Source organism: Micromonospora sp. NPDC049114 (genome assembly GCF_040648635.1).
Lineage (GTDB): Bacteria > Actinomycetota > Actinomycetes > Mycobacteriales > Micromonosporaceae > Micromonospora.
In genome coordinates this window covers 53,528-77,929 of the sequence record NZ_JBEZEA010000016.1, presented here as the reverse complement: position 1 = coordinate 77,929, position 24,402 = coordinate 53,528, and the positions used below count along the sequence as shown (strand labels likewise).

29 protein-coding genes are annotated in these 24,402 nt (G+C 73.2%); 6 read left to right on the top strand and 23 right to left on the bottom strand.

Going from position 1 to position 24,402, the window contains the following annotated elements:
• Nucleotides 1-125: 125 nt before the first annotated feature.
• Both AB0B39_RS29735 and AB0B39_RS29730 read left to right on the top strand, forming a co-directional pair.
• Nucleotides 126-1,076 (top strand): terpene synthase, encoded by a 951-nt coding sequence (locus tag AB0B39_RS29735; RefSeq protein ID WP_357575962.1) that lies wholly within the window; start codon nt 126-128, stop codon nt 1,074-1,076.
• Nucleotides 1,077-1,214: 138 nt separating this feature from the next.
• Nucleotides 1,215-3,041, top strand: coding sequence for a long-chain fatty acid--CoA ligase (locus AB0B39_RS29730; RefSeq protein ID WP_234588016.1), 1,827 nt, complete (start codon nt 1,215-1,217; stop codon nt 3,039-3,041).
• A gap of 45 nt (nt 3,042-3,086) precedes the next feature.
• Here the strand turns inward: AB0B39_RS29730 and AB0B39_RS29725 are convergent, their stop codons facing one another.
• Nucleotides 3,087-4,391, bottom strand: a complete 1,305-nt coding sequence (locus AB0B39_RS29725) for a low temperature requirement protein A (protein ID WP_357575961.1) — start codon at nt 4,389-4,391, stop codon at nt 3,087-3,089.
• 84 nt (nt 4,392-4,475) lie between these two features.
• Entirely contained in the window at nt 4,476-5,933 is a 1,458-nt protein-coding gene (locus AB0B39_RS29720) for a PLP-dependent aminotransferase family protein (protein WP_357575960.1), read from the bottom strand.
• A 59-nt stretch (nt 5,934-5,992) separates the two neighbouring features.
• On the opposite strand from AB0B39_RS29720, the gene AB0B39_RS29715 reads away from it, so the two are divergent.
• Entirely contained in the window at nt 5,993-6,676 is a 684-nt protein-coding gene (locus AB0B39_RS29715; RefSeq protein WP_357575959.1) for a hypothetical protein, read from the top strand.
• Nucleotides 6,677-6,778: 102 nt separating this feature from the next.
• Nucleotides 6,779-7,240: a hypothetical protein gene (locus AB0B39_RS29710; protein ID WP_357575958.1), complete on the top strand. Its 462-nt coding sequence runs from the start codon at nt 6,779-6,781 to the stop codon at nt 7,238-7,240.
• Nucleotides 7,241-7,279: 39 nt separating this feature from the next.
• On the opposite strand, the gene AB0B39_RS29705 is transcribed toward AB0B39_RS29710, so the two are convergent.
• Nucleotides 7,280-7,822: a GNAT family N-acetyltransferase gene (locus AB0B39_RS29705; protein ID WP_357575957.1), complete on the bottom strand. Its 543-nt coding sequence runs from the start codon at nt 7,820-7,822 to the stop codon at nt 7,280-7,282.
• An 11-nt stretch (nt 7,823-7,833) separates the two neighbouring features.
• Nucleotides 7,834-8,586, bottom strand: a complete 753-nt coding sequence (locus AB0B39_RS29700; protein WP_357575956.1) for an XRE family transcriptional regulator — start codon at nt 8,584-8,586, stop codon at nt 7,834-7,836.
• A gap of 163 nt (nt 8,587-8,749) precedes the next feature.
• Here AB0B39_RS29700 and AB0B39_RS29695 point away from each other — a divergent pair, with 163 nt between their 5' ends.
• The gene (locus AB0B39_RS29695) at nt 8,750-8,998 is read left to right on the top strand and encodes a hypothetical protein (protein ID WP_357575955.1); all 249 of its coding nucleotides are present in this window, start codon (nt 8,750-8,752) and stop codon (nt 8,996-8,998) included.
• 339 nt (nt 8,999-9,337) lie between these two features.
• Here AB0B39_RS29695 and AB0B39_RS29690 read toward each other — a convergent pair whose 3' ends face one another.
• From AB0B39_RS29690 to hisD, 13 genes are all read right to left on the bottom strand, one after another.
• Nucleotides 9,338-9,544: a DUF397 domain-containing protein gene (locus AB0B39_RS29690; protein ID WP_357575954.1), complete on the bottom strand. Its 207-nt coding sequence runs from the start codon at nt 9,542-9,544 to the stop codon at nt 9,338-9,340.
• A gap of 25 nt (nt 9,545-9,569) precedes the next feature.
• Nucleotides 9,570-10,337, bottom strand: coding sequence for an imidazole glycerol phosphate synthase subunit HisF (hisF, locus tag AB0B39_RS29685; protein ID WP_357575953.1), 768 nt, complete (start codon nt 10,335-10,337; stop codon nt 9,570-9,572).
• A 76-nt stretch (nt 10,338-10,413) separates the two neighbouring features.
• Nucleotides 10,414-11,412 carry an NADP-dependent oxidoreductase gene (locus AB0B39_RS29680; RefSeq protein WP_357575952.1) on the bottom strand — a complete coding sequence of 333 codons (999 nt, stop codon included), beginning with the start codon at nt 11,410-11,412 and terminating at the stop codon, nt 10,414-10,416.
• A gap of 46 nt (nt 11,413-11,458) precedes the next feature.
• Nucleotides 11,459-11,890, bottom strand: coding sequence for an organic hydroperoxide resistance protein (locus tag AB0B39_RS29675; protein WP_357575951.1), 432 nt, complete (start codon nt 11,888-11,890; stop codon nt 11,459-11,461).
• Between the two features lie 5 nt (nt 11,891-11,895).
• Nucleotides 11,896-12,342, bottom strand: a complete 447-nt coding sequence (locus AB0B39_RS29670) for a MarR family transcriptional regulator (protein ID WP_234588025.1) — start codon at nt 12,340-12,342, stop codon at nt 11,896-11,898.
• Between the two features lie 78 nt (nt 12,343-12,420).
• Entirely contained in the window at nt 12,421-12,810 is a 390-nt protein-coding gene (locus AB0B39_RS29665) for a RidA family protein (RefSeq protein ID WP_357575950.1), read from the bottom strand.
• A complete protein-coding gene (gene priA, locus AB0B39_RS29660) occupies nt 12,807-13,532 on the bottom strand; it encodes a bifunctional 1-(5-phosphoribosyl)-5-((5-phosphoribosylamino)methylideneamino)imidazole-4-carboxamide isomerase/phosphoribosylanthranilate isomerase PriA (RefSeq protein WP_234588027.1) in 726 nt (241 codons plus the stop codon). The genes AB0B39_RS29665 and priA overlap by 4 nt, the downstream gene beginning before the upstream one ends.
• A 14-nt stretch (nt 13,533-13,546) precedes the next feature.
• A complete protein-coding gene (locus AB0B39_RS29655) occupies nt 13,547-13,870 on the bottom strand; it encodes a hypothetical protein (protein ID WP_357498810.1) in 324 nt (107 codons plus the stop codon).
• 39 nt (nt 13,871-13,909) lie between these two features.
• Entirely contained in the window at nt 13,910-14,545 is a 636-nt protein-coding gene (gene hisH / locus AB0B39_RS29650) for an imidazole glycerol phosphate synthase subunit HisH (protein ID WP_357498812.1), read from the bottom strand.
• Nucleotides 14,542-14,715, bottom strand: a complete 174-nt coding sequence (locus tag AB0B39_RS29645) for a hypothetical protein (protein WP_357575949.1) — start codon at nt 14,713-14,715, stop codon at nt 14,542-14,544. The genes hisH and AB0B39_RS29645 overlap by 4 nt, the downstream gene beginning before the upstream one ends.
• Nucleotides 14,715-15,326, bottom strand: coding sequence for an imidazoleglycerol-phosphate dehydratase HisB (hisB, locus tag AB0B39_RS29640; protein ID WP_234588030.1), 612 nt, complete (start codon nt 15,324-15,326; stop codon nt 14,715-14,717). Before hisB ends, AB0B39_RS29645 begins: the two co-directional genes overlap by 1 nt.
• 37 nt (nt 15,327-15,363) lie before the next feature.
• Nucleotides 15,364-16,452 (bottom strand): histidinol-phosphate transaminase, encoded by a 1,089-nt coding sequence (locus AB0B39_RS29635; protein WP_357575948.1) that lies wholly within the window; start codon nt 16,450-16,452, stop codon nt 15,364-15,366.
• Entirely contained in the window at nt 16,449-17,771 is a 1,323-nt protein-coding gene (hisD, locus tag AB0B39_RS29630) for a histidinol dehydrogenase (RefSeq protein ID WP_234588032.1), read from the bottom strand. The genes AB0B39_RS29635 and hisD overlap by 4 nt, the downstream gene beginning before the upstream one ends.
• A gap of 106 nt (nt 17,772-17,877) precedes the next feature.
• On the opposite strand from hisD, the gene AB0B39_RS29625 reads away from it, so the two are divergent.
• Complete coding sequence (locus AB0B39_RS29625) at nt 17,878-18,582, top strand: LON peptidase substrate-binding domain-containing protein (protein ID WP_357575947.1); 705 nt, start codon at nt 17,878-17,880, stop codon at nt 18,580-18,582.
• Here the strand turns inward: AB0B39_RS29625 and AB0B39_RS29620 are convergent.
• The 6 genes from AB0B39_RS29620 to AB0B39_RS29595 all read right to left on the bottom strand — a co-directional run bounded on the left by AB0B39_RS29620 (nt 18,497) and on the right by AB0B39_RS29595 (nt 24,300).
• Nucleotides 18,497-19,336, bottom strand: coding sequence for a DUF2567 domain-containing protein (locus tag AB0B39_RS29620; protein ID WP_357575946.1), 840 nt, complete (start codon nt 19,334-19,336; stop codon nt 18,497-18,499). The two genes, AB0B39_RS29625 and AB0B39_RS29620, sit on opposite strands and share 86 nt — an antisense overlap.
• A gap of 56 nt (nt 19,337-19,392) precedes the next feature.
• Entirely contained in the window at nt 19,393-21,093 is a 1,701-nt protein-coding gene (locus tag AB0B39_RS29615; RefSeq protein ID WP_357575945.1) for an AAA family ATPase, read from the bottom strand.
• Nucleotides 21,094-21,188: 95 nt separating this feature from the next.
• A complete protein-coding gene (locus AB0B39_RS29610; RefSeq protein ID WP_357575944.1) occupies nt 21,189-22,217 on the bottom strand; it encodes a hypothetical protein in 1,029 nt (342 codons plus the stop codon).
• Nucleotides 22,218-22,259: 42 nt separating this feature from the next.
• Nucleotides 22,260-23,204 carry an RluA family pseudouridine synthase gene (locus AB0B39_RS29605; RefSeq protein WP_234588042.1) on the bottom strand — a complete coding sequence of 315 codons (945 nt, stop codon included), beginning with the start codon at nt 23,202-23,204 and terminating at the stop codon, nt 22,260-22,262.
• Nucleotides 23,201-23,815: a signal peptidase II gene (lspA, locus tag AB0B39_RS29600; RefSeq protein WP_357575943.1), complete on the bottom strand. Its 615-nt coding sequence runs from the start codon at nt 23,813-23,815 to the stop codon at nt 23,201-23,203. Before lspA ends, AB0B39_RS29605 begins: the two co-directional genes overlap by 4 nt.
• 65 nt (nt 23,816-23,880) lie before the next feature.
• Nucleotides 23,881-24,300: a TraR/DksA C4-type zinc finger protein gene (locus tag AB0B39_RS29595; RefSeq protein WP_007463005.1), complete on the bottom strand. Its 420-nt coding sequence runs from the start codon at nt 24,298-24,300 to the stop codon at nt 23,881-23,883.
• Between the last annotated feature and the right edge of the window lie 102 nt (nt 24,301-24,402).

Sequence of the window (24,402 nt, the reverse complement as noted above, 5' to 3'; positions counted from 1 at the left end):
ACTGCGCTTAATCGGTCACAGGACTGCGGGTAACCGCCTCAGTCCCAGCGATGCGCGCCGATACCTCCTCCCGTACGCTTCAGCGCGCCGTTCCGCGCCGGGGCGGCACGATGTGGGGGCACACGATGCGAAGTTTCGCGATCACGGCGCTACGGGAACCCTCCTTCACGGCGGGGCGCCACAAGTACACGGATCGGGCAGCCAGCGAGAGCGTCGAGTGGGCGCGCGCTCTCGGTCTGGTCAATTCCGGTCATCAGATTCATCGACTACAACGGGCAGACGCCGCCGGCCTGGCCGGAAGGGCCTGCCCGGAAGGGCCGGCGCAGGGGCTGCGGCTCCTCACCGACCTGATCTCCTGGCTGTTCGTCATGGACGACACCTGCGACGAGGACGGCCTCGGGGCCGACCCGGGCCGGCTGGCGCCGGTCATCGCCGCGCTGCTCGACGTGCTGGACCGGTGCGGCGACCCGCTCGCGGAACCGCCGCCGGACGCCGGCCCGCTGGGCGCCGCGCTGCACGACCTGTGCCGGCGCACCCGGGCCGAGGGCCGGGCGCCGATGCTGCTGCGGTTCGTCAGTCAGCTGCGCCAGTATCTGCTGGCGCTGCTGTGGGAGGCCACCAACCGGGAACGCCGGCGGGTGCCGGGGCTGACGGAGTACGTCCAACTGCGTCGGCACACCGGCGGCGTACACCCCTGTCTCACCCTCACCGACCTGGCGTCGGAGCAGCCGCCCGGGCCGGCCCGGCGTGCCGATCCGGCACTGAGCGCACTGGACCTGCTGGCGGTGGATCTCGTCTGCTGGTGCAACGACCTCTTCTCGTACGGCAAGGAGAGCCAGGCCGACCCGGACGCGCACAATCTGGTGACGGTCATCGCGCAGGAGGGCGGCCTGGACGAGGCGGACGCGTTGCGGGCGGCCGCGGACCGTTTTAACCGGGGGTTGACGGCGTACCTGGAGGCGGAGGAGACGTTGTTGGCCAGCGGCGTCGAGGCCTTGAATTCGCCGTTGGCGGCGCGGCGCAACTGGGTCCGGGCAACCTACGACTGGTCACTCGTGGCTGCCCGGTACGCCTGATCAGGGGTGGGTCGGCCGGCCGACGGGGAGGCCGGCCGATCACCAGCACTAGCCGATGCCCGGTGCCAGGCAATACTCTTCGGTAACCACTATGACGTGACGACCGTCACGCCACCACCCCCGAAGGCGGCTACAGCGATGGCTCTCGATGTACCGTACCGTTCCATCCCGGACATGTTCCTCAAGCGCGTGGCGGCCACCCCCGACCGACACGCGTTCGCGTCCCCGACCCCTGACGACTCGGGCCCCGACTGGCTGACCTGGGAGCAGGTCGGCCAGCGCGCCAAGGCCGTCGCCGCCGGCCTGCACGCGCTCGGCGTCGGCCAGGAGAATCCCGTCGCCATCCTCGCCAACACCCGGCTGGACTGGGTGGTCGCCGACCTCGGCATCATGTGCGCCGGCGGGGCGACCACCACCGTCTACCCGACCACCGAGCCGGCGGACGCGACATACATCATCGCTGACTCCGCCTCGCGGGTGCTCTTCGCGGAGAACCCGGCGCAGGCCGCCAAGATCGCCGGAGCGGACCTGCCGGCGCTGACCCACGTGGTGCTCTTCGACGGCACCCCGGACCCGAGCGCCGCGGTTCCCCAGCTCACCCTGGCCGCCCTGGAGGAACAGGGCACCCGCGCGCTGGCCGCCGAGCCCGATCTGATCGACATGCTGGTGGCCGGCATCGGCCCGGACCACCTGGCCACGCTGATCTACACCTCCGGCACCACGGGCCAGCCCAAGGGTGTCGAGCTGCTGCACGGCGGCTGGTGCTGGGAGGCCGTGGCGCAGGCCGAGGTGGGCCTGCTGCGCGACGACGACCTGCAGTACCTGTGGCTGCCGCTGGCCCACTCGTTCGGCAAGACGCTGCTGTGCGGCGCGATCCACGTCGGCCTGCCCACCTACGTCGACGGCCGGGTGGACAAGCTTGTCGACCTGCTCGGGGTGATCCGGCCGACGCTCATGTGCGGCGCTCCCCGGGTCTTCGAGAAGGTCTACAACAAGGCGGTCACCACGGCCCAGGGCGCCGGCGGCGCGAAGGCGAAGATCTTCGCCTGGGGTGTCCAGGTCGGCAAGGAGAAGGTCGCTCTGGAGCAGGCCGGCAAGCCGGTGCCGGCCGGGTTGAAGCTGCGCTACGGGCTGGCCGAGAAGCTGGTGTTCAGCAAGCTCCAGGCCCGCCTGGGCGGAAGGATGCGGGTGCTGGTCTCCGGCGCCGCTCCGCTGAGCCCCGAGATCGCCACCTTCTTCGCCGCCGCCAACCTGCCGATCTCCGAGGGCTACGGCCTCACCGAGACCAGCGCCGGCAACTTCGTGAACCCGCCCTCCGGGCTGCGGATCGGCACGGTCGGGCAGGCGATGGGCGACCTGGAGTGCCGGATCGACACCGACGGCGAGATCCTGGTCCGTGGCCGGCCCGTGATGCGCGGCTACCACAACCTGCCGGAGGAGACCGCCGCCGCGTTCACCGAGGACGGCTTCTTCCGCACGGGTGACATCGGCAGCCTGGACGAGCAGGGCTACCTGCGGATCACCGACCGCAAGAAGGACCTGGTCAAGACCTCGGGCGGCAAGTACATCGCGCCGTCGCACATCGAGGGGATGTTCAAGGCGATCTGCCCGTACACCTCGCAGGCGGTGGTGGTCGGTCAGGCCCGCAACTTCTGCACGATGCTCGTCACGCTGGACCCGGACGCGATCCGGGGCTGGGTGGCCGGCGGCCCGCTGGAGGGCCGCGACTACACCGAGATCGTCGCCTCGCCGGAGGCGCAGGCGATGGTCGAGGAGTACGTCGCCCAGCTCAACGCCAAGCTCAACCGCTGGGAGACGATCAAGAAGGTGGCGATCCTGCCGCGCGACCTGACGATCGAGGACGGTGAGATCACCCCGTCGTTGAAGATCAAGCGGCGTGGCGTGGAGAGCAACTTCGCCGCCGAGATCGACAAGATGTACGCGGGCACGCTCGCCGAGCTCTGAGCCGACCGAGGGTCCCGTGCCCGGCTCCCCGCCGGCGCGGGGCCCTCACAGGTGGTGGCCCCGCCACCTCGTCTGCTCCTCCTCCACGGCGAGCTGCTCCTCCAGCGCCACCTGCCGGACCCTGCGTCGGCGTCGGGTGTCGACGACCGTCTGGGCGCCCACCGCCAGCGCGGCGGCGAGGGCCAACAGGGCCAGCGCGAACAGCTCGGGCAGCGCGCCGGCCACCGGCACCAGCACGAGCAACAGCACGATGCCGCCGATCGTGGGCCAACGCGGGGCGGCGAGCAGCCACCGGCCCAGCACGATGAGCGCGAGCAGGTAGAGCGCGACCCCGCCGTAGAGCGCCAACAGGTCGAACCCCGGCAGCGGAACACCCCAGCTCGGCGTGTGGGGGGCGGCTCCCTCGTGGATGAGCCCCTTGAGGCCGAGCGCGAACAGGATGACGCCGATGATGACCGGCAGGTGCAGGTAGGTGTAGGCGTCCCGGGCCATGGCGGCGCGGGCGTCCGGGTCGCGGGTGCGGTGCAGGGCCTGTTCCATGCCGAGTGCCAACGTGTCGAAGTACGCCCACCACAGCGACGCGGCCACCGCGACGCCGAGCACCGCGGCGATCAGCACCGGCCAGGTGAGCGGCAGGGCGGCGGTGCCACCGGGAGCGAGCCCGAGCGCGATGATCGCCTCGCCGAGGGCGACCAGGACGATCTGGCCGTGCCGCTCCGCCCAGTGCCCGGCGGAGAGCACCGTCCACCCGGTGCCGCGCAACGCCAGCCCGGCCCCGTACTCGACGGCCAGGGCGGCGAGCCAGAGCGCCAGGCGGAACACCCCCTCGGCGGCGCCGTCGAAGAGCCGCTGCGGCACCAGGGCGGCCACGACGATGAGCGACGTGGCGAGCACCACTGGCAGGGCAAGCATCCGCCAGCGTCGACGCACGTCCCGGTCCCGACGGCCGAGCCACAGGAAGATGGACGTCTCGCCGACCCGGACCAGGAAGTAGCCGGCCGCGAAGACCAGCGGGCCGTACAGCCCGCCGGGACGGTCGACGAACGCCTTCGGCAGGCTCAGCGCGAGCACGAAGGCGGCGGCCATGGTGACGAACCCGACCAGCGGGACGATGCCCTGGTCGGTGCGGATCAGGTTGCCCAGTACGGCGAAACCCGACCAGCACCACCAGAGCAGCGCCAGCACCACCAGGCACTGGACCAGGCCCCGGGCGGTCCGGTCGGCGGCGGTGGCGGTGGTGACGTTCAGGAAGGCGAAGACGAAGATCAGGTCGTAGAAGAGTTCGAGGCGGGTGGCCCGGGAGCCGGGTGCGCTCCGCTGCACCCCGCGTGTCCGCCCGCCCTCGCCCACCAGGGGATTGTGGCAGTCGCGGCCGGGTCGAAGACGCGTTCTGAGCAGACGGGCACTGGCGACACGCGCTCTGCCGTGCCGGGCTCACGCGATGACTGACGGCTCCCGCCATCGCTGCCGGCCGGTCCGGTCCAGGTCGTAGCGGACCGTGGCGATCCGCTCCACGGCCTCCACCAGGTCGGCGGCCGGCAGGGTGAACGGCAGCCGCAGGAAGCGTTCCAGGGTGCCGTCCAGACCGAACCGGGGGCCGGGCGCGAGCCGGACGCCGACCTCCTCGGCGGCGCGGGCGAGCGCGCTGGAGACCGGGCCGTCCAGCTCGGCCCAGAGGGTGACGCCGCCGCGTGGCACGGTCACCCGCCAGTCCGGAAGTCGGTGGGCCAGCGCGGCCAGCAACGCGTCGCGCTGGGCGGTGAGCTGGGCCCGGCGGTCGGCGACGATGGCCGTCGCGTCGTTGAGCAGGTGCACCGCTACCAACTGGTCGAGCACCGGGCTGGACATGTCCACGCCGACCCGGACGGCCGCCAGCCGCTGCACCTGCGGCGCGGAGGCGCGTACCCAGCCGATGCGCAGGCCACCCCAGTACGGCTTGCTCATCCCCCCGATGCTCACCACCCGGGAGTGCCTGTCGAACGTGGCCGTGGGCGGGGGCAGCTCGGTGCCGTCCAGCGGCAGGTCCACGAAGGACTCGTCGACGATCAGGTCGGTGCCGACGGCGTGGGCCGCGGCGACCACCTGCTCGCGCAGCGCGGACGGCATCAGGTGCCCGGTCGGGTTCTGGAACTCCGGAATCAGGTAGGCCAGCTTGGGCCGGGTCTGCCGCAGGCTGCCCAGCAGCAGGTCGGGCTCCCAACCACCGGAGTCGGCGGACAGCCCGTGCGTCGTGATCCGGGCTCGACGGCTGGCCAGCGCGGCGAGCGCGTTGGGATAGGTCGGGGATTCGACGAGCACGCTCCCGCCGGGTGCCAGGGCGAGGCGCAGCACCAGGTCCAGGGCGTGCTGGGTCCCACTGGTGACCATGATCTGGTCGGCCGAGGTGGGCAGCCCCCGCGCGGTGTAGCCGGCGGCCACCGCGTCGCGCAGCTCGCCGATCCCGGTCGGGTGGTAGCCGGCCCCGCCCAGGTAGCGGGGCAGATCCTCGGCGGCGGCCCGCGCGGCGGCGAGCAGCTGCGGCGGGGCCGCCAGCGCGGCGACGCCGAGGTCGATCATCTCCCGGTCGTCCAGCGGGGTCCACAGCCCGGTGCTGGCGACCCGGTGGTTGCCGGGCAGCATCGTCCAGCTGCCGGCGCCCCGGCGGCTGGCCAGGTGGCCGGTTTCGCGCAGCTCCCGGTAGGCGGCGGTGACAGTGGTGCGGCTGATCCGCAGCGCCTCGGCCAGCTCGCGTTCGGCCGGGAGGCGCACGCCCAGCGGGAGCCGGGCGTCGGCGAGCAGTCCGCGCACCGCGCCGGCCAGGGCGGCGTAGTCGGGACTGCGACGACGGCCCGGCAGGGCGTGCCACTGCCCCAGCAGCCGAGCCAATTGGACGCCTCGCACCTGAGCTGTCATGGCCACTCCTCGGATATTGGCTTCTTCCTCCGGGAGGATTGGCCCCTAGGGTGGCATGCATGGCACTGATTGGCAATCTGCGGCAGCGGCCGGTGCGACGGCTCAGCCAGCTCTACGCCGGGCTCGTCCTCTACGGGGTCAGCATGGCCCTGATGATCCGCTCCGATCTGGGCCTCGACCCGTGGGACGTCTTCCACCAGGGGCTGTCCAAGCTGACCGGGCTCTCCTTCGGCACCGTCACCATCGGCGTCGGCGCCCTGGTGCTGCTGCTGTGGATCCCGCTGCGCCAGCGGCCCGGCCTCGGCACCGTCAGCAACGTGGTGGTGATCGGCCTGGTGGTGGACGCGACCCTGGCCCTGCTGCCCACCGGTGGCCCCCTCGGCGTCCGGATCGCTCTGCTGGTCACCGGGATCGTCGCCAACGGCGCGGCCACCGCGCTCTACCTCGGCGCCCAGTTGGGTCCGGGTCCACGCGACGGGCTGATGACCGGCTACGTCGCCCGCCGGCCCGGGCGCTCGATCCGCCTGGTGCGCACGATCATCGAGGTCACCGTGCTCGCGCTGGGCTGGCTGCTCGGCGGCACGGTAGGCCCGGGCACCATCGCGTACGCGCTGGCCATCGGCCCGCTCGCGCAGTTCTTCATCCCGCTCGTCGCGGTGCCCGCGCTGGACGCGACCGCCGGCGACCGGCCGGGCGCCACCGCGGGTGACCCGCCGGGTGCCGCTCCCGCCCCGGCCGGCTGAGCGCTCACCTACCGTTCACGGGCCGGCACTCCGCGATGGTGCGAACGGGCTCGTTGGAGGGTGGGTGTTCCCTTCCGGGACGCTCGCCGTCATCATCTCTGCATGGGGGAGAACGGTTGGCGCTGGAGCGACGCCTGGATCTTCGTGTCGTTGGTGATCGCGAGCGGGGCCGGGCGACACCGACGGTCCGCGACCAGTCGGCGGCCGGAGGGCGTACGCCTGACCGACGTGCTGTCCACCGCCGATCACCTGAACCAGGCGATTCCCCAGCGACACGAGGTGGAGGCCGCGGTGCAGCGGCTGGTCGGGGCGGGCCTGGTCACCGTCGCCGACGGCTGGTTCCGCATCACCACCGAGGGTGAGCAGCTCTGGCGTACCCGGCCGCGCGCCGGGGTGGCGACCATGGTGGACACCGTGCAGGGCGTGCTGAGCCGCCGGCACGAGCCCGGCCGCGCCGACTGGATCCTGGACGAGGCCGAGCACGCGGCGGCCGTGCAGGAGTACGCGGTCCGGTCGATCCCGACCCCCCGCCGGTCACCCGAGGGCCAGTCCGGCGGCCACTGACCTCTATCGTCGCGCGGCACGGCGGATGCGGCCCGGGGGTCAGCGACGCCGGACCGGCACAGCGGGTAACGGCAGGACGAGCAGGTGCATGGGTGTGCCGTCTGGCAGGGCCGACCCGCCGACCTGCTGCCATCCCGCGCGCTGGTAGATGGCACGGGCGGGTGACGCCGGGTTGGACGCGAGCGTCGCCCACCGTTCGGGCCGCCCGTCCAGGAGCCGGCGGATGAGTTCCGCGCCGATGCCCTCGCCGCGCCGGTCGGGACGCACGATCCACTCCATGACCGCGAACTTTTCGGCAGCCCGAAGATCGGCGGGAGGCTCGATGTCGGCACGCGTCCACCACCGGCCGGCGGCCATCGTCCACCCGTACGCCGCACCGGCCAGGTCGCCCGCGTCGTCGGCGACGACGAGGGTGAAGCCGGTACGCCTCGTCTCGTCGGGCAGGGCGGCGGCGAACGCGGCCACCTGTTCCGGTCCCTCGACGTACGGTGGCTCCGCGTAGACGACCGCGTAGAGACCTACGAGCGCCGGTAGGACGTCCGTGGCCGATTCGGCGTCATGCACGATGTACGTCACGGGCATGGCAGCGGAGCCTAGGTCCGCATCCGGTCGGCGAGATCAGTGAACGCGGGCCGCGATCGTTCCACTGTGGGTACCGCATCCGCGACCTGTGCGGCCACGGACCGCAGCGAGTGGTTGTGCAGGTGGGCCGGCAGCGCGTCGAGGGTGTCGGCGGCACACCGCAATCCGTCGGGAATGTGCCCGCCACGGATCAGGCGGGCAGCCTGATGCAGTTGCACCTGCGCACGTAGCCGGGTCTGCGAGGCCGGATACAGGCCGAGGGCCAACTCCTGCGCGACCTCGGCGTCGCCCAGCCGGCCGGCGTGGGTGTGCACCCACGATTCAGTGTGGTGGATCCGATGCTCCGGCCATCCCCACAGCGACTCCACATCGGTCAAGACTGCGGCTGGTAACCGCTGAGCGACGTCGACGAGTTGCCGCACCGTCGCCACCGCCTCCGCATGCCGTCCGGCCAACGAGAGTGCCTGGGCCCGGCCGGCGAGCAGTCCGCACACCGCGGACGTGGCCTGTCGACCCAGCAGCGGCAGCACGTCGTCGGACAGGGCGACGACCGCCAACGGCGCACGTCCGTCGTAGCAACCGTTGACCACATCCCACGCCCGCACCAACACCCGGGTATCGGAGTCCTCGGACTGGTCGGCGATCCGATGGGCGGTCTGCCACCAGCGCCGGCCCAGCACGATCTGGCCCGAGGCACCGAGCTGCCGCTGGGACAGTCCGGCGTTCTCCCGATGCTGCCGGAGCAGCTTCCCGAAAGCGTCCATGGTCGGCTCCCAGCGTGTGCAGGAGCGTGTGCACAACGGGCACGCCTGCCGTACGGGCAGCTTATCGGCCACGCTCGACGTGTCAGCCCACCTGGGACAGCAACTTGCCTCGGAAACTCGCTGCCGTTTTGAGTGATGTCACCCCCTGCCCCCGGAGCCGACCATGACCGACAGCCTTCACGTGCCAGTGGGCACCCTGCTGCACCTGCTGGCATGGGAGATCACCCCCAACCCCACCAACCGCGACGAACTGGTGTGGACGGTGGTGGTAGACCACCAGCCGGTCGGCGGCATGGTGCGGCTGCGCGGGCACACCTGTGCTGGCCTCGTACCGGACTGTGCGGGCGGCTGGTGCTTCGACGCACGGATTTCGGTCGCGGCGATCCGCGCGAACATGAGTGGAGCCCGGTGAGTGCACCCACCGCCGAGCAACTGGCCCGCTGGTGGCGGATTCTGGCCGAGCACGAGCCGCGACACGGACGATGCCCGGTCTGCGGCACCCGCGCGCGGTGCTGGGCATGGGCGGGAGCATTCGCAGACTTGGTCGCACACGACGCGTACCATCTGGGTCCGCCGTCAGCCTGCGCCGGCGGTCGGCGGTGGCCCTCGGTCACCGCCGTGGGGGCGGATGCGGTGGTGAGCGGTATACCTGAGAGTCATATTGATACCTCTGAGGTATACCGCTCAACAGCACATCGACACGGCGGGCAGCCAGAGCGGATCAGCGGCATCGGTGTTCGAGTTGCGCGGATCAGGGCCGCGGGCTGGCGTGCTTGACCCCGTCGATGAATGCCGTCCACGCCGCCACGGTCACGACCAGCGACGGGCAGCACCGGTCCGTGGAGTCACGGATGCCGACCGCGTGCGACGCCAGAGCGACTTCGACGCACTGCGCATTTTCGTTCAGGCTACGGCTGCTCTTGCGCCAGGTGGAGGTGGTCAGGAAGTCGCGCTTCACGTGGTCCTCCTTCGCTACGGGCCCGCTAGCGCACCGGGTGGCCGCTGCGGCGCAGGGCGTCCTTGACCTCGCCCACCGTCAGCTCGCCGAAGTGGAAGACGCTGGCCGCGAGGACCGCGTCGGCCCCGGCCCCGATCGCGGGCGGGAAGTGCGCCACCTCGCCGGCCCCGCCGCTGGCGACGACCGGCACGTCCACCACGGCCCGCACCGCGCCGATCAGTTCCAGGTCGAAGCCCGCCTTGGTGCCGTCGGCGTCCATCGAGTTGAGCAGGATCTCCCCCGCGCCCAGCTCGGCCACCTGCCGCGCCCAACGCACCGCGTCGATGCCGGTGCCGCGCCGGCCACCGTGGGTGGTGACCTCGAACCCGCTGGGCGTGCCGCCGGCCGGGGCGCGGCGTACGTCGAGGGAGAGCACGAGCACCTGCCGGCCGAACCGGTCGGCGATCTCGGCGATCAGCTCCGGCCGCGCGATGGCGGCGGTGTTCACGCCGACCTTGTCCGCGCCGGCGCGCAGCAGGGTGTCGACGTCGCCGACCTGCCGGACCCCGCCCCCGACCGTCAGCGGGATGAAGACCGTCTCGGCGGTGCGGCGCACCACGTCGAGCATCGTCCCCCGGTCGCTGGAGGAGGCGGTGACGTCGAGGAAGGTCAGCTCGTCGGCGCCGGCCCGGTCGTACGCGGCGGCCAGCTCCACCGGGTCGCCGGCGTCCCGCAGGTCGACGAAGTTGACCCCCTTGACCACGCGCCCGGCGTCCACGTCGAGGCAGGGGATCACGCGTACCGCCACCGTCATGCCGCCACCCTATCTTCCGTGCGTGGCACGGCGGCCGACCCGACCGGGCCGACCGCCGTACGCGATGTGCGGGTGCTCACACCCGGACGAGCATCTTGCCCAGGTTCTCGCCGCGCAGCAGGCCGAGGAACGCCGCCGGGGCGTTCTCGATGCCGTCGACGACCGTCTCGTCGTAGGAGAGCGTGCCCTCGCGCAGCCAGCCCGCGACGTCGTTGACGAACGCCTTCCGCAGGTGGTTGTGGTCGTTGACCAGGAAGCCGCGCAGGGTGAGCCGCTTGCCGATGACCAGCGACAGGTTGCGGGGCGCGGCGGGCGGCTCGGTGTCGTTGTACTGCGCGATCATGCCGCAGATGGCGGCGCGGCCGTGCAGGTTCATGGCCGAGATCGCCGCCTCCAGGTGGTCGCCGCCGACGTTGTCGAAGTAGACGTCGACGCCGTCCGGGGCGGCGGCCCGCAGCGAGTCGCGGACCGGCCCGTCGTGGTAGTCGAACGCGGCGTCGAAGCCCAGCGCCCGCAGCCGCTCGACCTTGGCGGCCGAGCCGGCGCTGCCGATGACGCGGCCGGCGCCCTTGAGCTTGGCGATCTGACCCACCAGGCTGCCGACCGAGCCGGCCGCAGCCGAGACGAAGACCGTCTCGCCGGGCTTCATCGCGGCGACCTCCAGCAGACCGGCGTACGCGGTCAGCCCGGGCATGCCGAGCACGCTGAGGTAGGCGCTGGCCGGGGCGAGGGCCGGGTCGACCCTGCGCGCGCCGCTGGCGTCGAGCAGCGCGTACTCCCGCCAGCCCAGCCCGTGCAGCACTGTGTCGCCGACCGCGAGGTCGGCCGACTCGCTGGCCACCACGTCACCGATCGCGGCCCCGTCGAGCGGGGCGTCGAGGGCGTACGGCGGCACGTACGACTTGACGTCGTTCATCCGTCCCCGCATGTACGGGTCGACGGACATGAACTGGTTGCGGACCACGATCTGGCCCGGTCCGGGCGTCGGGACGTCGGTCTCGACGAGCCGGAAGGTGTCCTCGGTGGGCCAGCCCTCGGGGCGGCTGGCCAGGTGGATCTCACGGTTGCTGGTCATCGGGTGGTCGTCCTCTCGTCCGCGGGTGGGGTCCGGGTCCGCGACGTCAGGCGGCCAGGGTCTCGCGGACGGTCAGCGCGACGTCGATGTTGCCGCGGGTCGCGTTGGAGTACGGGCAGACCTGGTGGGCCTGCTCGACGATCTGCTCGGCGGCGTCGCGGGCGACGGCGGGCAGGTCGACGACGAGTTGCACGGTGAGCCCGAAGCCACCGCTGCCGTTCGGGCCGATGCCCACCTCGGCGGCGACGACGGAGCCGGTCACGTCGGCCTTGGCGCGGCGGGCCACCAGGCGCAGGGCGCTGTGGAAACAGGCCGCGTAGCCGGCGGCGAAGAGCTGCTCCGGGTTGGCGGCGCCACCCGCGCCACCCATCTCCTTCGGCACCGCCAGGTCGAGCGTGAGAGTGCCGTCGGAGGTCTCGACGTGGCCGTCCCGGCCGTCGCCGGTGGCGGTCGCGGACGCGGTGTAGAGAACCTGCATGAGAGTCACTGCTCCTTCTGTCGGTGGATGGTCTCGGTGACCCGGGTGAGCGTGTCGCGCAGGGCGACAAGCTCGGCGATGCCCAGCCCGGTGGCCTGCGCGATCCGCAGCGGAACGTCGCAGAGCTGCTCCCGCAGCGCCCGACCCTGCTCGGTCAGGCCCACCTCGACCCGCCGTTCGTCGCGCGCCGACCGCCGCCGCACCACCAGGCCCGCACCCTGAAGCCGCTTGAGCAGCGGGGAGAGCGTGCCGGAGTCCAGCCGCAGCTCGGCGCCCAGCTCGGACACCGTGGGCGCGTCGTCGGGACGTTCCCAGAGCACCAGCAGCACCAGGTACTGCGGGTAGGTCAGCCCGAACTCGTCGAGGATCGGCCGGTACACGTCGGTGAGGGCGCGCGACGCGGCGTAGAGCGCGAAGCACACCTGCCGGCGCAGCACCAGGTCATCGGTCACCACTGAACCGTAGCCCGCAATTAAGTTGTGCACAACTTATCGGGCCGGAACGCGGCCGTGACGAGGACCACCGGCGACTCAGCGCTCGCCGACGAACGCCTCCAACTCCACCTCGACCAGATGCTCCGGATCGAGCAGACCCGCCACCACCACAAGCGTCGCCACCGGACGGACCGCCCCGAAGACCGCGTTGTGCGCCCGACCCACCTCGTCGGCGTGCAGCCGGTCCGTCACGTACATCCGGGTCCGGACGACGTCACCCGGCTGCACGCCCACCTCGGCGAGCGCCGCCAACCCGATCCGCAACGCCTGCGCCGTCTGCGCGGCGGCGTCCCCGACGTGCACCACCCGACCGTCGACAGTGGACGTACAGCCGGCCGTCCAGGCCAGGTCACCGGCCCGGACCACCCGGGAATAGCCGTAGCTCTGCTCCCACGGCCCTCCCGAACCCAGCCGGGTGACAGTCACGCCTCGGCCAACGTGCGCAGCGCCTCGGCCACCGTGAACGCGCCCGCGTACAGCGCCTTGCCGGCGATCACGCCCTCCACGCCCAGCGGCTCCAGGGTGGCCAGCGCCCGCAGATCGTCCAGGGTGGACACGCCACCCGAGGCGATCACCGGCCGGTCGGTACGCGCGCACACCTCGCGCAGCAGATCCAGATTCGGCCCACGCATCGTGCCGTCCTTGGTGATGTCGGTGACCACGTACCGCGTGGCGCCCGCCTTGTCCAGGCGCTCCAGCACCTCGTACAGGTCACCGCCGTCCCGGGTCCACCCCCGCGCGGACAGGGTCTGACCGCGTACGTCCAGCCCGATGGCGACCCGGTCGCCGTACTCCCCGACGACCCGGTCGCACCACACCGGGTCCTCCAACGCGGCGGTGCCGATGTTCACCCTGCTCGCGCCGGTGCCCAACGCCGCCCGCAGCGACTCGTCGTCCCGGATGCCGCCGGACAACTCCACCTGCACGTCCAACTGGCGCACCACCTCGGCCAGCAGGTGCGCGTTGGTGCCCCGGCCGAACGCCGCGTCCAGGTCGACCAGGTGGATCCACTCGGCGCCGTCGCGCTGCCACGCCAGCGCCGCGTCCAACGGGTCGCCGTAGACGCTCTCGCTGCCGGCGGCGCCCTGCACGAGCCGGACAGCCCGGCCGTCGGCGACATCCACGGCGGGTAACAGGGTGAGGCTCAACGTCATCTCCTCGATCAGGTACGGCGGTCCAGGGCGATCACCACGATCGCCGGCAGTACGAGCAGCAACAGCACGATCAGCGCGACACGCAACGCCACATCGTCGACGAACGTCCAGATCACAATCATCGCCGCCACGGTGAGCAGCACGATCGCCGCCCGCTCACCCCGCGTGTGCCGAGCCAACCGGCCCGTGCGGCCCCGCCGCAACTGCGGCGTCAACCGGCGGACCACCGCGCGGCGGCGCTGCCGACGCGCCACCCGGCGCTGCCGGGCCGCCCGCTCCCGCGCCAGGTCAGCCTCACGTTCGGCCCGCCGACGGGCCCGCTCCCGGCTCACCGCGACGCCCGCCGGACGGACACCGGACGGTGCCGGCGCTCAGTCACCGGCGGGCAGAGTGGCGAGCCAGTTGCGCAGCAACGCGGCACCGGTCTCGGCGGACTTCTCCGGGTGGAACTGCGCCGCCGACAGCGGCCCACGCTCCACCGCGGCCACGAAGTCGGTGTCGTGGTGCGCCGTCGTCACCACGGCCCCCGCCGCCGCCAACGCCGCCGGGTCACCCATCGCGTACGAGTGCACGAAGTAGAACCGGCTCTCCGGCGGCAACCCGGCGAACAGCACCGACCCCCGCGGCGCGCGGACCGTGTTCCAGCCCATGTGCGGCAGACGGTGCGCGGCCAACCGGGTCACCCCACCGGGCAGCAACCCCAGGCCCTTCGTCACCACCCCGTGCTCCTCGCCGTGCTCGAAGAGCACCTGCATGCCCACGCAGATGCCGAGCACCGGCCGGCCCGCGGCCACCCGCTCCGCGATCACCGGCCCGGCGCCGAGCGCCTCGATACCCGCCATGCACGCCGCGTAGGCGCCCACACCCGGCACCACCAGACCGTCCGCGGCGGCCGCCGCGGCGAGGTCGTCGGTCACCCGGACGGACGCGCCCGCGGCGGCCAGCGCCCGCTCCGCCGAGCGCAGGTTGCCCGAGCCGTAGTCGAGCACCACCACGTCGGCGGTCACGACCCCGACTCCGGGATCAGCCGGAGCACCCCGGCGGCCGTGGCCAGCAGCGCGAGCACCGCGGTGATCACCACCGCGGCCCTCGGCGCACCCTGCCGGTGCAGCGACCACGCGCCACCCACCAGCACACCGGCCAGGATCAGCAGCAACGTCGGCAACGCGGCACCCATTAGAGCGCCCCCTTCGTGCTCGGGATCGCGCCCGCCGCCCGCGGGTCGATCGCGGTGGCCTCGCGCAGCGCCCGGGACACCGCCTTGAACTGGGCCTCCACCACGTGGTGCGCGTCCGGGTGCCCACCGGGACGGGCCGCGCGCAGCACGTCGACGTGCAGGGTGATCCGGGCCGCCTGGCCGAACGACTCCCAGATGTGCCGGGTCATGCTGGTCGGGTACACCGGCCCGATGTACGGCGCGAGGACCGGCTCGTCGTGCACCACGTACGGCCGGCCGGACAGGTCCACCGCGGCCCGGACCAGCACCTCGTCCATCGGGACGGTCGCCGAGCCGTACCGCCGGATGCCGGCCTTGTCGCCCAGCGCCTGGTCGAACGCGGCGCCCAGCGCGAGCGCGGTGTCCTCCATCGTGTGGTGCGCGTCGATCTCCAGGTCACCCACGGTGCGCACGGTCAGGTCGTAGCCGCCGTGGCGGGCGATCTGGTTCAGCATGTGGTCGTAGAAGCCCACGCCGGTGCTGATCTCGGCCGTGCCGGTGCCGTCGAGGTCGATCTCGACGAGAACCTTGGTTTCCTTGGTGATCCGCTCCACCCGGGCGGTCCGGCTCATTGCATACCTTTCGGTCGCGACTGCGGGGCTCGCAAGCTCACTGCTCGCGCTCCCATCGCACGGTCTCCATTGCGGCTAGGAAGGCGTCGGTCTCGTCGGGGGTGCCGGCGGTCACCCGCAGCCAACCGGGCAGGCCGACGTCGCGGACCAGCACCCCCTGCGCCAGCAGGGCCTGCCAGGCGGCAGCCTGGTCGCCACCGGCCTCGAACAGCACGAAGTTGGCGTCGCTGTCGGCCACCCGCAGGCCCCGTTCGCGCAGCGTCGCGACGATCCGGTCCCGCTGGGCCATGATCGCGCTCACCGTACCCAGCAGGGCGTCGCGGTGGGCCAGCGCCGCGCGGGCGGCGGCCTGGGTGAGCACGGACAGGTGGTACGGCAGACGGACCAGCTGCACCGCGCGCACCACCGCCGGATCGGCGGCCAGGTAGCCCAGCCGGCCACCGGCGAAGCCGAACGCCTTGCTCATCGTGCGGGTGACCACGAGCCGCGGGTGGCCGGGCAGCACCGCGAGGGCGCTGACCGTGCCCGGCCGGGCGAACTCGGCGTACGCCTCGTCGACGATCACCATGCCGGGCGCGACGTCGAGCACCGCGGCGACCACCGCCGGGTCCAGCGCCGTGCCGGTGGGGTTGTTCGGCGAGCAGAGGAAGACCACGTCGGGCCGGTGCTCGCGGACCTGCGCCACCGCCTCGTCGGCGGTCAGCCCGAAGTCGACGCCGCGCTGGGCGGGCACCCACCGGGTGCCGGTGCCCAGGGCCAGCAGCGGGTGCATCGAGTACGCCGGCACGAAACCCAGCGCGGTGCGCCCCGGCCCACCGAACGCCTGCAACAACTGCTGCTGGATCTCGTTCGAACCGTTGGCCGCCCAGACGTGCTCGACGGTCAGGCCGTGCCCGAGATATCCGGCCAGGTCGGCGCGCAGCGCCACCGCGTCCCGGTCCGGATAGCGGTTCAGGTCGCGCAACTCGGCGGCGAGCGCCTTGCCGATCGCGTCGACGACCGGCTCCGGCACCGGGTAGGAGTTCTCGTTGGTGTTGAGCCGCACCGCCACGTCGAGCTGCGGCGCCCCGTACGGCGACAGCCCGCGCAGGTCGTCGCGGATCGGCAGATCATCGAGCGAGGTCACGCCACCCCTCCCGGGAAGCGGGCCTGCACGGCCTGGCCGTGCGCCGGCAGGTCCTCCACGTTGGCCAGGGCGACCACGTGCGGGGCCACCTCGCGCAGCGCGGCCTCGGTGTACTCGATCAGGTGCACGCCGCGCAGGAACGACTGCACCGACAACCCGGACGAGTGCCGGGCGCAGCCGCCGGTGGGCAGCACGTGGTTGGAGCCGGCGCAGTAGTCGCCGAGCGACACCGGCGACCACGCGCCCACGAAGATCGCTCCGGCGTTGCGCACCCGCAGCGCCCACTCCCGGGCGTCGACCGTCTGGATCTCCAGGTGCTCGGCGGCGTACGCGTCGACCACCCGCAGCCCCGCCTCGAGGTCGTCGACCAGGACCACGCCGCTCTGCTCACCGGTCAGCGCCGTGGTCACCCGCTCGGCGTGCTTGGTGGCGGGCACCTGCCGGGCCAGCTCCGTCTCGACCGCCTCGACCAACGCCAGCGACGGGGTGACCAGCACGCTCGCGGCGAGCGGGTCGTGCTCGGCCTGACTGATCAGGTCGGCGGCGACGTGCGCCGGGTCGGCGCTGTCGTCGGCCAGGATCGCGATCTCGGTCGGGCCGGCCTCGGCGTCGATGCCGACGACACCCCGCAGCAGCCGCTTGGCGGCGGTCACCCAGATGTTGCCCGGGCCGGTGACCAGGTCGACGGGCTCGCACCGCAGCGCGCCCGTCGGGTCGACGGCGGACCCGTACGCCAGCATCGCCACCGCCTGGGCGCCGCCCACGGCGTAGACCTCGTCGACGCCGAGCAGCGCGCACGCGGCCAGCACCCGGGGGTCGGGCAGGCCGCCGTTGTCCTTCTGCGGCGGGCTGACCACCACCAGCGAGCGCACCCCGGCCGCCTGGGCCGGCACCACGTTCATCACCACCGTCGACGGGTACATCGCCAGGCCGCCAGGCACGTAGAGGCCCACCCGGTCGACGGGCAGCCACCGCTCGGTGACCGTGCCACCGGGCACCACCCGGGTCGTGTGGTCGGTGCGCCGCTGGTCGTCGTGCACCCTGCGGGCCCGGGCGATCGACTCCAGCAGGGCGGCCCGCACGGCCGGGTCGAGCACACCCTCGGCCTCGGCGATCGCCTCCACCGGCACCCGCAGCACCTCCGGTGAGATGCCGTCGAACCGCTCACTGGCCTCCCGGATCGCTGGGTACCCATGCTCCCGGACCGCCTCGACGAGCGGCTTGATCCGCTCGACGGCCACCGACACGTCGAGCTGGGCACGGGGCAGCAGGCGGCGCGGGTCCACGAGACCGTCGCGCAGGTCGATCCGATTCAGCACCCTTGCGAGTCTAGGCGGCCCGACCGGAGCTCACCCCAGCCGCCCGCTCGGCGGGACGGTGAGCCGGGCCACGCCGGCGCGGGCGCGATTGGTTAGGCTCGACCACGTGACCGCACGGCTGCCGGTGTTCCCGCTCGCAACGGTGCTCTTTCCCGGGTTGGTGCTGCCGCTGCACATCTTCGAGGAGCGCTACCGGGCCCTGGTCCGGCACCTGGTCGACCTGCCCAAGGGCGCGTCCCGCGAGTTCGGGGTGGTGGCCATCCAGGCCGGCTGGGAGGTCGCGCCCGCCGGGCCCGGCGCCCGCGCGGGCACCGGCGTCGGCGACGTCACCCTGCACGAGGTGGGCTGCACCGCCGAGTTGCGCCAGGTCACCGAGCTGGCCGACGGCGGTTTCGACATCGTCACCGTCGGGCGCCGCCGATTCCGGATCGCCGACGTCGACGACGCGTCCGCGCCCTACCTGACCGCCGACGTCGAGTGGCTGCCCGAGGCCTCCGGGCCGGACGAGGTGGCCGACCTGCTGGCGGCCCGAGTGATCGCGGTGTTCCGGCAGTACCTGGGGCTGATCCGCCCCGACCCGGAGGAGATCTCCGAGCAGCTGCCGGAGGACCCGACGGTGCTGTCGCACCTGGTGGCGGCCACCGCCGCGCTGACCGTCGACGACCGGCAGCGGCTGCTCGCGATCGACGACACCGCCGCCCGGCTCCGCGCCGAGCTGCGACTGCTCAACCGCGAGGCGGCTCTGCTGCGCCAGGTGCGGGCGGTTCCGGTGCCGCTGTCGGAGCTGGCGTCCCCACCGACGCCCAACTGAGGGCCGCCGGGTCCGGCTCCGGCCGCAGGCCCGGCCAGCGCGACCAACCGGCCAGCAGGGTGTACGTGACAGCGGCGCCGAACGCCGGCAGCAGCAGGTTGCCGTGCGGCACGGGCAGCGCGCCGAAGAGCCAGTCGATTCCGCCGGCGCGCAGGTCTGCGGGTTTGGTGAACGCCTGACCGGCCGGGGCGCTGTCCAACAGCCGGTCGAAGGTCGCCAGCCCGACCCGACGCCCCACCTGCCAGGCCACCGGGGCGGCGGCCAACGTGCCCAGCAGCACGCCGAGCAACCCGACGGGGCCGCGTTGGCGGCGCAGCAGGAACCACACGGCCAACGCCGCGAGCACCCCGAAGGCCAGCCCGAGCAGGCTGAACCAGCCGTCCGCGGCGATCGGCTGCTCCGGCTGGGGCTCGGCGTAGATCGCGCCCTCGGCGGTCTTGAGCACCGGGGTGTCCGGCGCGAGCACGGCCCAGAGCAGCCCGAGCGCCCCGCCCAGCACGGCCAGGGCGAGCACGACCCCGAGCACCGCCGCCACGGTCCGCAACGGGCGGCGGGGCTCGTCGGGGGTCAGCTCCGGTCCGCTCTGGTACGCCGTCAGGGTGGGACCCTCGCCGGGGTCGAACCCGGGCGGCGGCACGGCTGGTGGCGGCACGGCCGACCCGCTGTCGGCGGGTGCCGCACCCGACGGTGCGGGTGGGGCGGGCCGGTCGGCGTCGTCGACGTGCCGCTGCGGGTCGGGGTTGTCCGGGCTCACCCGATGATCCTCTCAGGCCCCGGGACGGGCCGGGGCGCCGGTGGCGGCGAACCAACTCACCGGGCGAACGGCTCTGCCATGGCCGCGGCGGCGCGCAGCCACGCCTGCCGGGTCTCCGGCTGGAGCTGGTGGTACTCGATCGACGAACCGGTCTCCAACGCCGGGTCGTACGGCACGACGGCCACCGCGCGGGTACGCGTCGCGAAGTGCCGTTCCAGGTCGTCCTGCAACGGCGAGCGGCCGGGAGTGGGGCAGGAGATGAGGGTGACCGCGTTGTCGGCCAGCTCGCCCATGCCCTCCTCGTGCAGCAGGTCGAGCATCCAGTCGGCACTGAACGCCGCGTCCTCCCGGGGCACGGTGGTCACCACCAGTTGGTCGGCGGCCTGCATCACGGTGCGCCAGTTGGCGCTCTCCACGTTGTTGCCGGTGTCCACGCAGACCACGTCGTGCGTACGACGCAGCAGTTCGAGCACCCGCTTGACGGTGAACTGGTCGAGTCGCTGGGCGAAGCGCGGGCTCTCCTCGCCGGCCAGCACGTCGTACGAGCCGTCGGAGGCGTGCCGCAGGTAGTCGTCCAGCCGCTCCAGCAGGGTCGCGCCCTCCAGGATCTCGATCTGGGCCAGGTCACCGATCAGGTGGCGGATGGTGCGCGCGTGGCGGGCACTCCCGGCGCGGAGCCCCAGGGTGCCGCGCAGCTCGTTGTCGTCCCAGGCCAGCACGCCCCGCCCCCGGACGCTGCCGACGGTGGCGGCGGCGAGGACCGTCGCGGTGGTCTTGTGCACGCCGCCCTTGGGGTTGGCGAACGCGAACACGCGGGGTGTGCCCAGGTCGCGGCGGAGCACGCCGGTGGCGCGTTCGGACTCCTGGTCGACGCCCTGCGGTCGCCACTCGATCCGGGCGGGGTAGCCGCGCTCGGCGATGGCCGAGCCCGGCGGCGGGCTGACCGGCGGGGCGGGCGGCGGGGTGACCGGTGGCGCGACCGGCGGTGGCGCGACCGCCGCGACCGGCGGGGTCACCTGCGGCGCGGGTGTCGGGTAGCCGGTCTCCGGCTGGTAACCGGTCTCCAGCAGCGCGTACCGCGACTCCCCCGCCGGGTTGCCCGGCCGGTAACCGTTGTCCAGGAGGGCGTAGCGCGACTCCGGCTCGGCCCGGCGCGGCGGCGGCTCGGGCTCGGCCTGGTAACCCGGCTCGGCACGGTACGTCGGGTCGGCCCGGTAGCCCGGGTCGGCGCGGTACGTCGGCTCAGCCCGGTAACCCGGCTCCGACCGGTACACCGGCTCGGCCCGGTAGTCCGGCTCGGCCCGGTACGCCGGCTCGGCCCGATACTCCGGCTCGGCCCGATACTCCGGCTCGGCCCGGTACGCGGGCTCCGCCCGGTAGTCCGGCTCCGACCGGTAGGCGGGCTCGGCGCGGTAGTCCGGCTCGGCCCGGTACGCGGGCTCGGCCCGGTAGTCCGGCTCAGCCCGGTAGCCCGGCTCGGCACGGTAGGCGGGATCGACCCGGTAGGTCGCCTCGGCCCGGTAACCGGGCTCCTGGCCGTACGACAGATCGGCCGGATGCCCGATGGCCGACGCCCGCCCCGAGTAGCCGTTGGGGGCCGCGCGCCGCGGGAGGGGATCCGGCGGCGCCTCGTCGGCCCGGCGCTCGGGCTCGGGCTGCTCAGCGGCCCGGCCGCCCAGCCGGGCGCGGTCCAGCAACGCCCGCCATCTCGGCGCTGGTTCGGCCGGCCGGCCCCAGCCGGTCTCACTGCCCTCCACGGCCCGCCCTCCCAGCGCCATCGATCTCTGTCTGACAGGCTACGAACCAAACCCTATTCGGACCACACCTGAGCACGCACACCACCCGGCGCAGATCACGACGGGGAGGGCGGCAGCAGTCCGGCGTCGGGCGCGTCCGGGGAGGTGGTGACACCCGGCGGGGCCACCTCGGTGGGTTCGGCCGAGGGCGACTCGGGTGACGGAATCGTTACGAGCGGTGCGGGTTCCGACGATTCGCCCATCGGCACCGGCGGCCTCGGCGTGCTCGACGGCGACGCGCCACTCGCCAGCGGCGTCGGCTCCGGGCTCGGGCCGGTGTCGGCAGGCGGGCGGACCACGTCGCGCTGCTCGGGCAGCGGCGGCGTGAAGACCGTACGGTCGAGTCGGTACACCTCGGGCGCCGGATCGACGGCCCGCACGTCCGGGCGGGCGGCCACGCCCCGCAGCGCCTCCGGCGCCGCGCGCACCACCGCCGCGTAGACGCACGCGCAGCCACCGCGGTACGCCGCCGCCTCGGCGCTCGCCACGTCCGCCCCGGTGACGTACTGCTGGCGCAGCTCGCGCTCGGCGGCGCTGTCGCCGCGCACCCCGGCGGCCCTGGCCCGGTAGTCGGCGGCCTCGCCGTCCTTGCGGGCGGCCACCTGCGCCATCTGAGCGACCACGTCGTCCGGCACCCGCAGGGCCGGCATCCGGACGATCTCGGTCTGCCGGCCGGGCAGCGGCACCCGGCCGAAGACCGTCGACACCGACACGTCACCGAGCACCGCGGCCAGCCGCTGCGGCGGCAGGTACGCGTCGAGCACGACCAGGGCGTACGTCCCGTCAGCGGTGGCCGGGGCCGTCGGGCTCAGCGCGGCCAGGTCGGCCGCGGCCGAGCGCAGGTAGCCGGGAACCCAGTCGCCGTCGGCCACCCCGACGCGGGTCACCTCGCCCACCGTCCGGTCGCCCACCGGAGCGTCGTCGGCGGCCCACACGGCGGTGCCCAGCACGGCCGCCGCGGAGAGCACTGCGGCCCAGGTGAGCACCCCGGACCGCCCCGGCCGGTCACCGAGACGGGCCACCGCCCGGGTCAGCGGCGGCAGCAGCCGTTGGTCCAGCTGCCGCAGCAGGTCGCCGGCGCGCACAGGCGGGATCCCCTCGTCGGATCGATGTCGGGTGGTCGCCGCTCAGTCACGCAGGATCTCAAGCGCACGTTCCAGATCGTCAGGGTAGTCGCTGACGAACCGGACCTCGTCCCCCGAACGGGGGTGCAAAAAGCTCAGTTCGCGGGCGTGCAGCCACTGTCGGGCCAGGCCGAGACGGGCCGAGAGGGTGGGATCGGCGCCGTAGGTGAGGTCACCGACACAGGGGTGCCGCAGCGTGGAGAAGTGCACCCGGATCTGGTGCGTCCGGCCGGTCTCCAACCGCACGTCGACAAGGCTGGCCGCCGGGAACGCCTCAAGCGTGTCGTAGTGGGTGATGCTCGGCTTGCCGCCGGACACCACCGCCCAGCGGTAGTCGTGGGTGGGGTGCCTGTCGATCGGCGCGTCCACGGTGCCCCGCAGCGGGTCCAGGTGCCCCTGCACCACCGCGTGGTAGCCCTTGTCCACCTCGCGGTACTTGAAGGCCCGCTTCAACGCCGTGTACGCCTGCTCGCTCTTGGCGACCACCATGATCCCCGTGGTGCCCACGTCGAGCCGGTGCACCACGCCCTGCCGTTCGGCGGCGCCGCTGGTGGAGATGCGGTGCCCGATCGCTGCGAGCGCGCCGATCACCGTCGGGCCGGTCCACCCCGGGCTGGGATGCGCGGCCACGCCCACCGGCTTGTCCACCACCACGATGTCGTCGTCGGCGTACACAACGCGCAGGCCGGGCACCGCCTGCGGCACCACGGTCGGCGGGGCGACCGGGGCGGGCAGGGTGACGTCCAGCCAGGAGCCGGCCTTGACCTTGTGGGAGTTGGGCCGGGCGGCGCCGTCGACGAGGGCGTCGCCCGCGTCGACCAGGGCGGCGGCTGCGGTACGGGAGAGGCCGAACAGCCGCGACACCGCCTGGTCCAGGCGCATGCCGTCCAGGCCGTCGGGCACGGGCAGCGAACGGTGGTCGCCACCGGCGGCGAACGTGGAGGTCATGCCCGCTCCCTCTGCTCGGCGTCGGCGGTGGCGCCCGCGTCGGCGGAGGCGTCGTCCCGGCCGGCCCGCCGACCGTCACGCTGACGACCGGTCAGCTCCAGCAGCACGGCCAGCAGCACACCGCAGACCAGCGAGCTGTCGGCCAGGTTGAACACCGGGAAGTACTCGCCGTACGGCCCGAAGACGCTGATCATGTCGACCACGTGGCCGTGGAACGGGGCGGGCGCCCGGAAGATCCGGTCCATGAGGTTGCCCAGCGCCCCACCGAGCACCAGGCCCAGGGAGATCGCCCACGGCAGGGACCGCAGTCGCAGCGCCATCCAGACGATCCAGCCGACCACGCCGATGGTGATCAGCGGGAACACCCAGGTGTAGTTCGCACCGATGCTCCACGCGGCGCCGCTGTTGCGGGTCAGGCTCAGGTAGACCAGCCCACCCAGCACCCGGACCGGCTCGCGGTCGCTGAGCGCGGCGAGCGCGAGGTGCTTGGTCACCAGGTCGGCCACCAGGGCCACCAGGGCCACCCCGGCGAGGATCGCGACGGCCCGGGGCCGGGGCTTGCCGCCGCCCGGGTCGGTACGGCCGGGTTCGGCGGGCGGTGCTGCGGTCATGCGCTCCCCATCGAGGTGTCTCGGCGGTGATCGCTCACCGTCTCATCGCAGACGGGGACCGGGCCTCAGCGCCGCTCCTCCAACTGCTTGCACGTCACACACAGGGTGGCCGACGGGAAGGCGGCGAGGCGCTCGACCGGGATCGGGTTGCCGCACCGCTCGCACCAGCCGTAACCACCCTCGTCGAGGCGCTCCAGGGCGCGCTCGACCTGCGTGATCCGTTCCAGAATGCTGTTGGCGAGAGAGATCTCCTGCTCCCGCTCGAACGTCTTGGTGCCGGTGTCGGCCTGGTCGTCCCCGGCCGAGTCCGTCAACCGATCGCGCTGCAGCTCGGTGATCTCGCTCAGCGTCTGATCGTACTCGGCGCGCAGCTCGTCCCGCCGCGCCGCCAGCGCCGCCCGGATCTTCTCGGTCTCCGCCGCGCTGCGGGTGGCCTTGGCCACCGGCTTGCGGCCGGCGGTCCTGGTATCGGCTGGCTTCGCCATGGGTCGCTCCTCGGCCGCGGCGCCGCTCGGTCGCGGCACCTGGTCAGGGGCGCCGACAAAGGCGACCCCAAGTACGAAAAGGGGCGCACGGCGACGATGGCC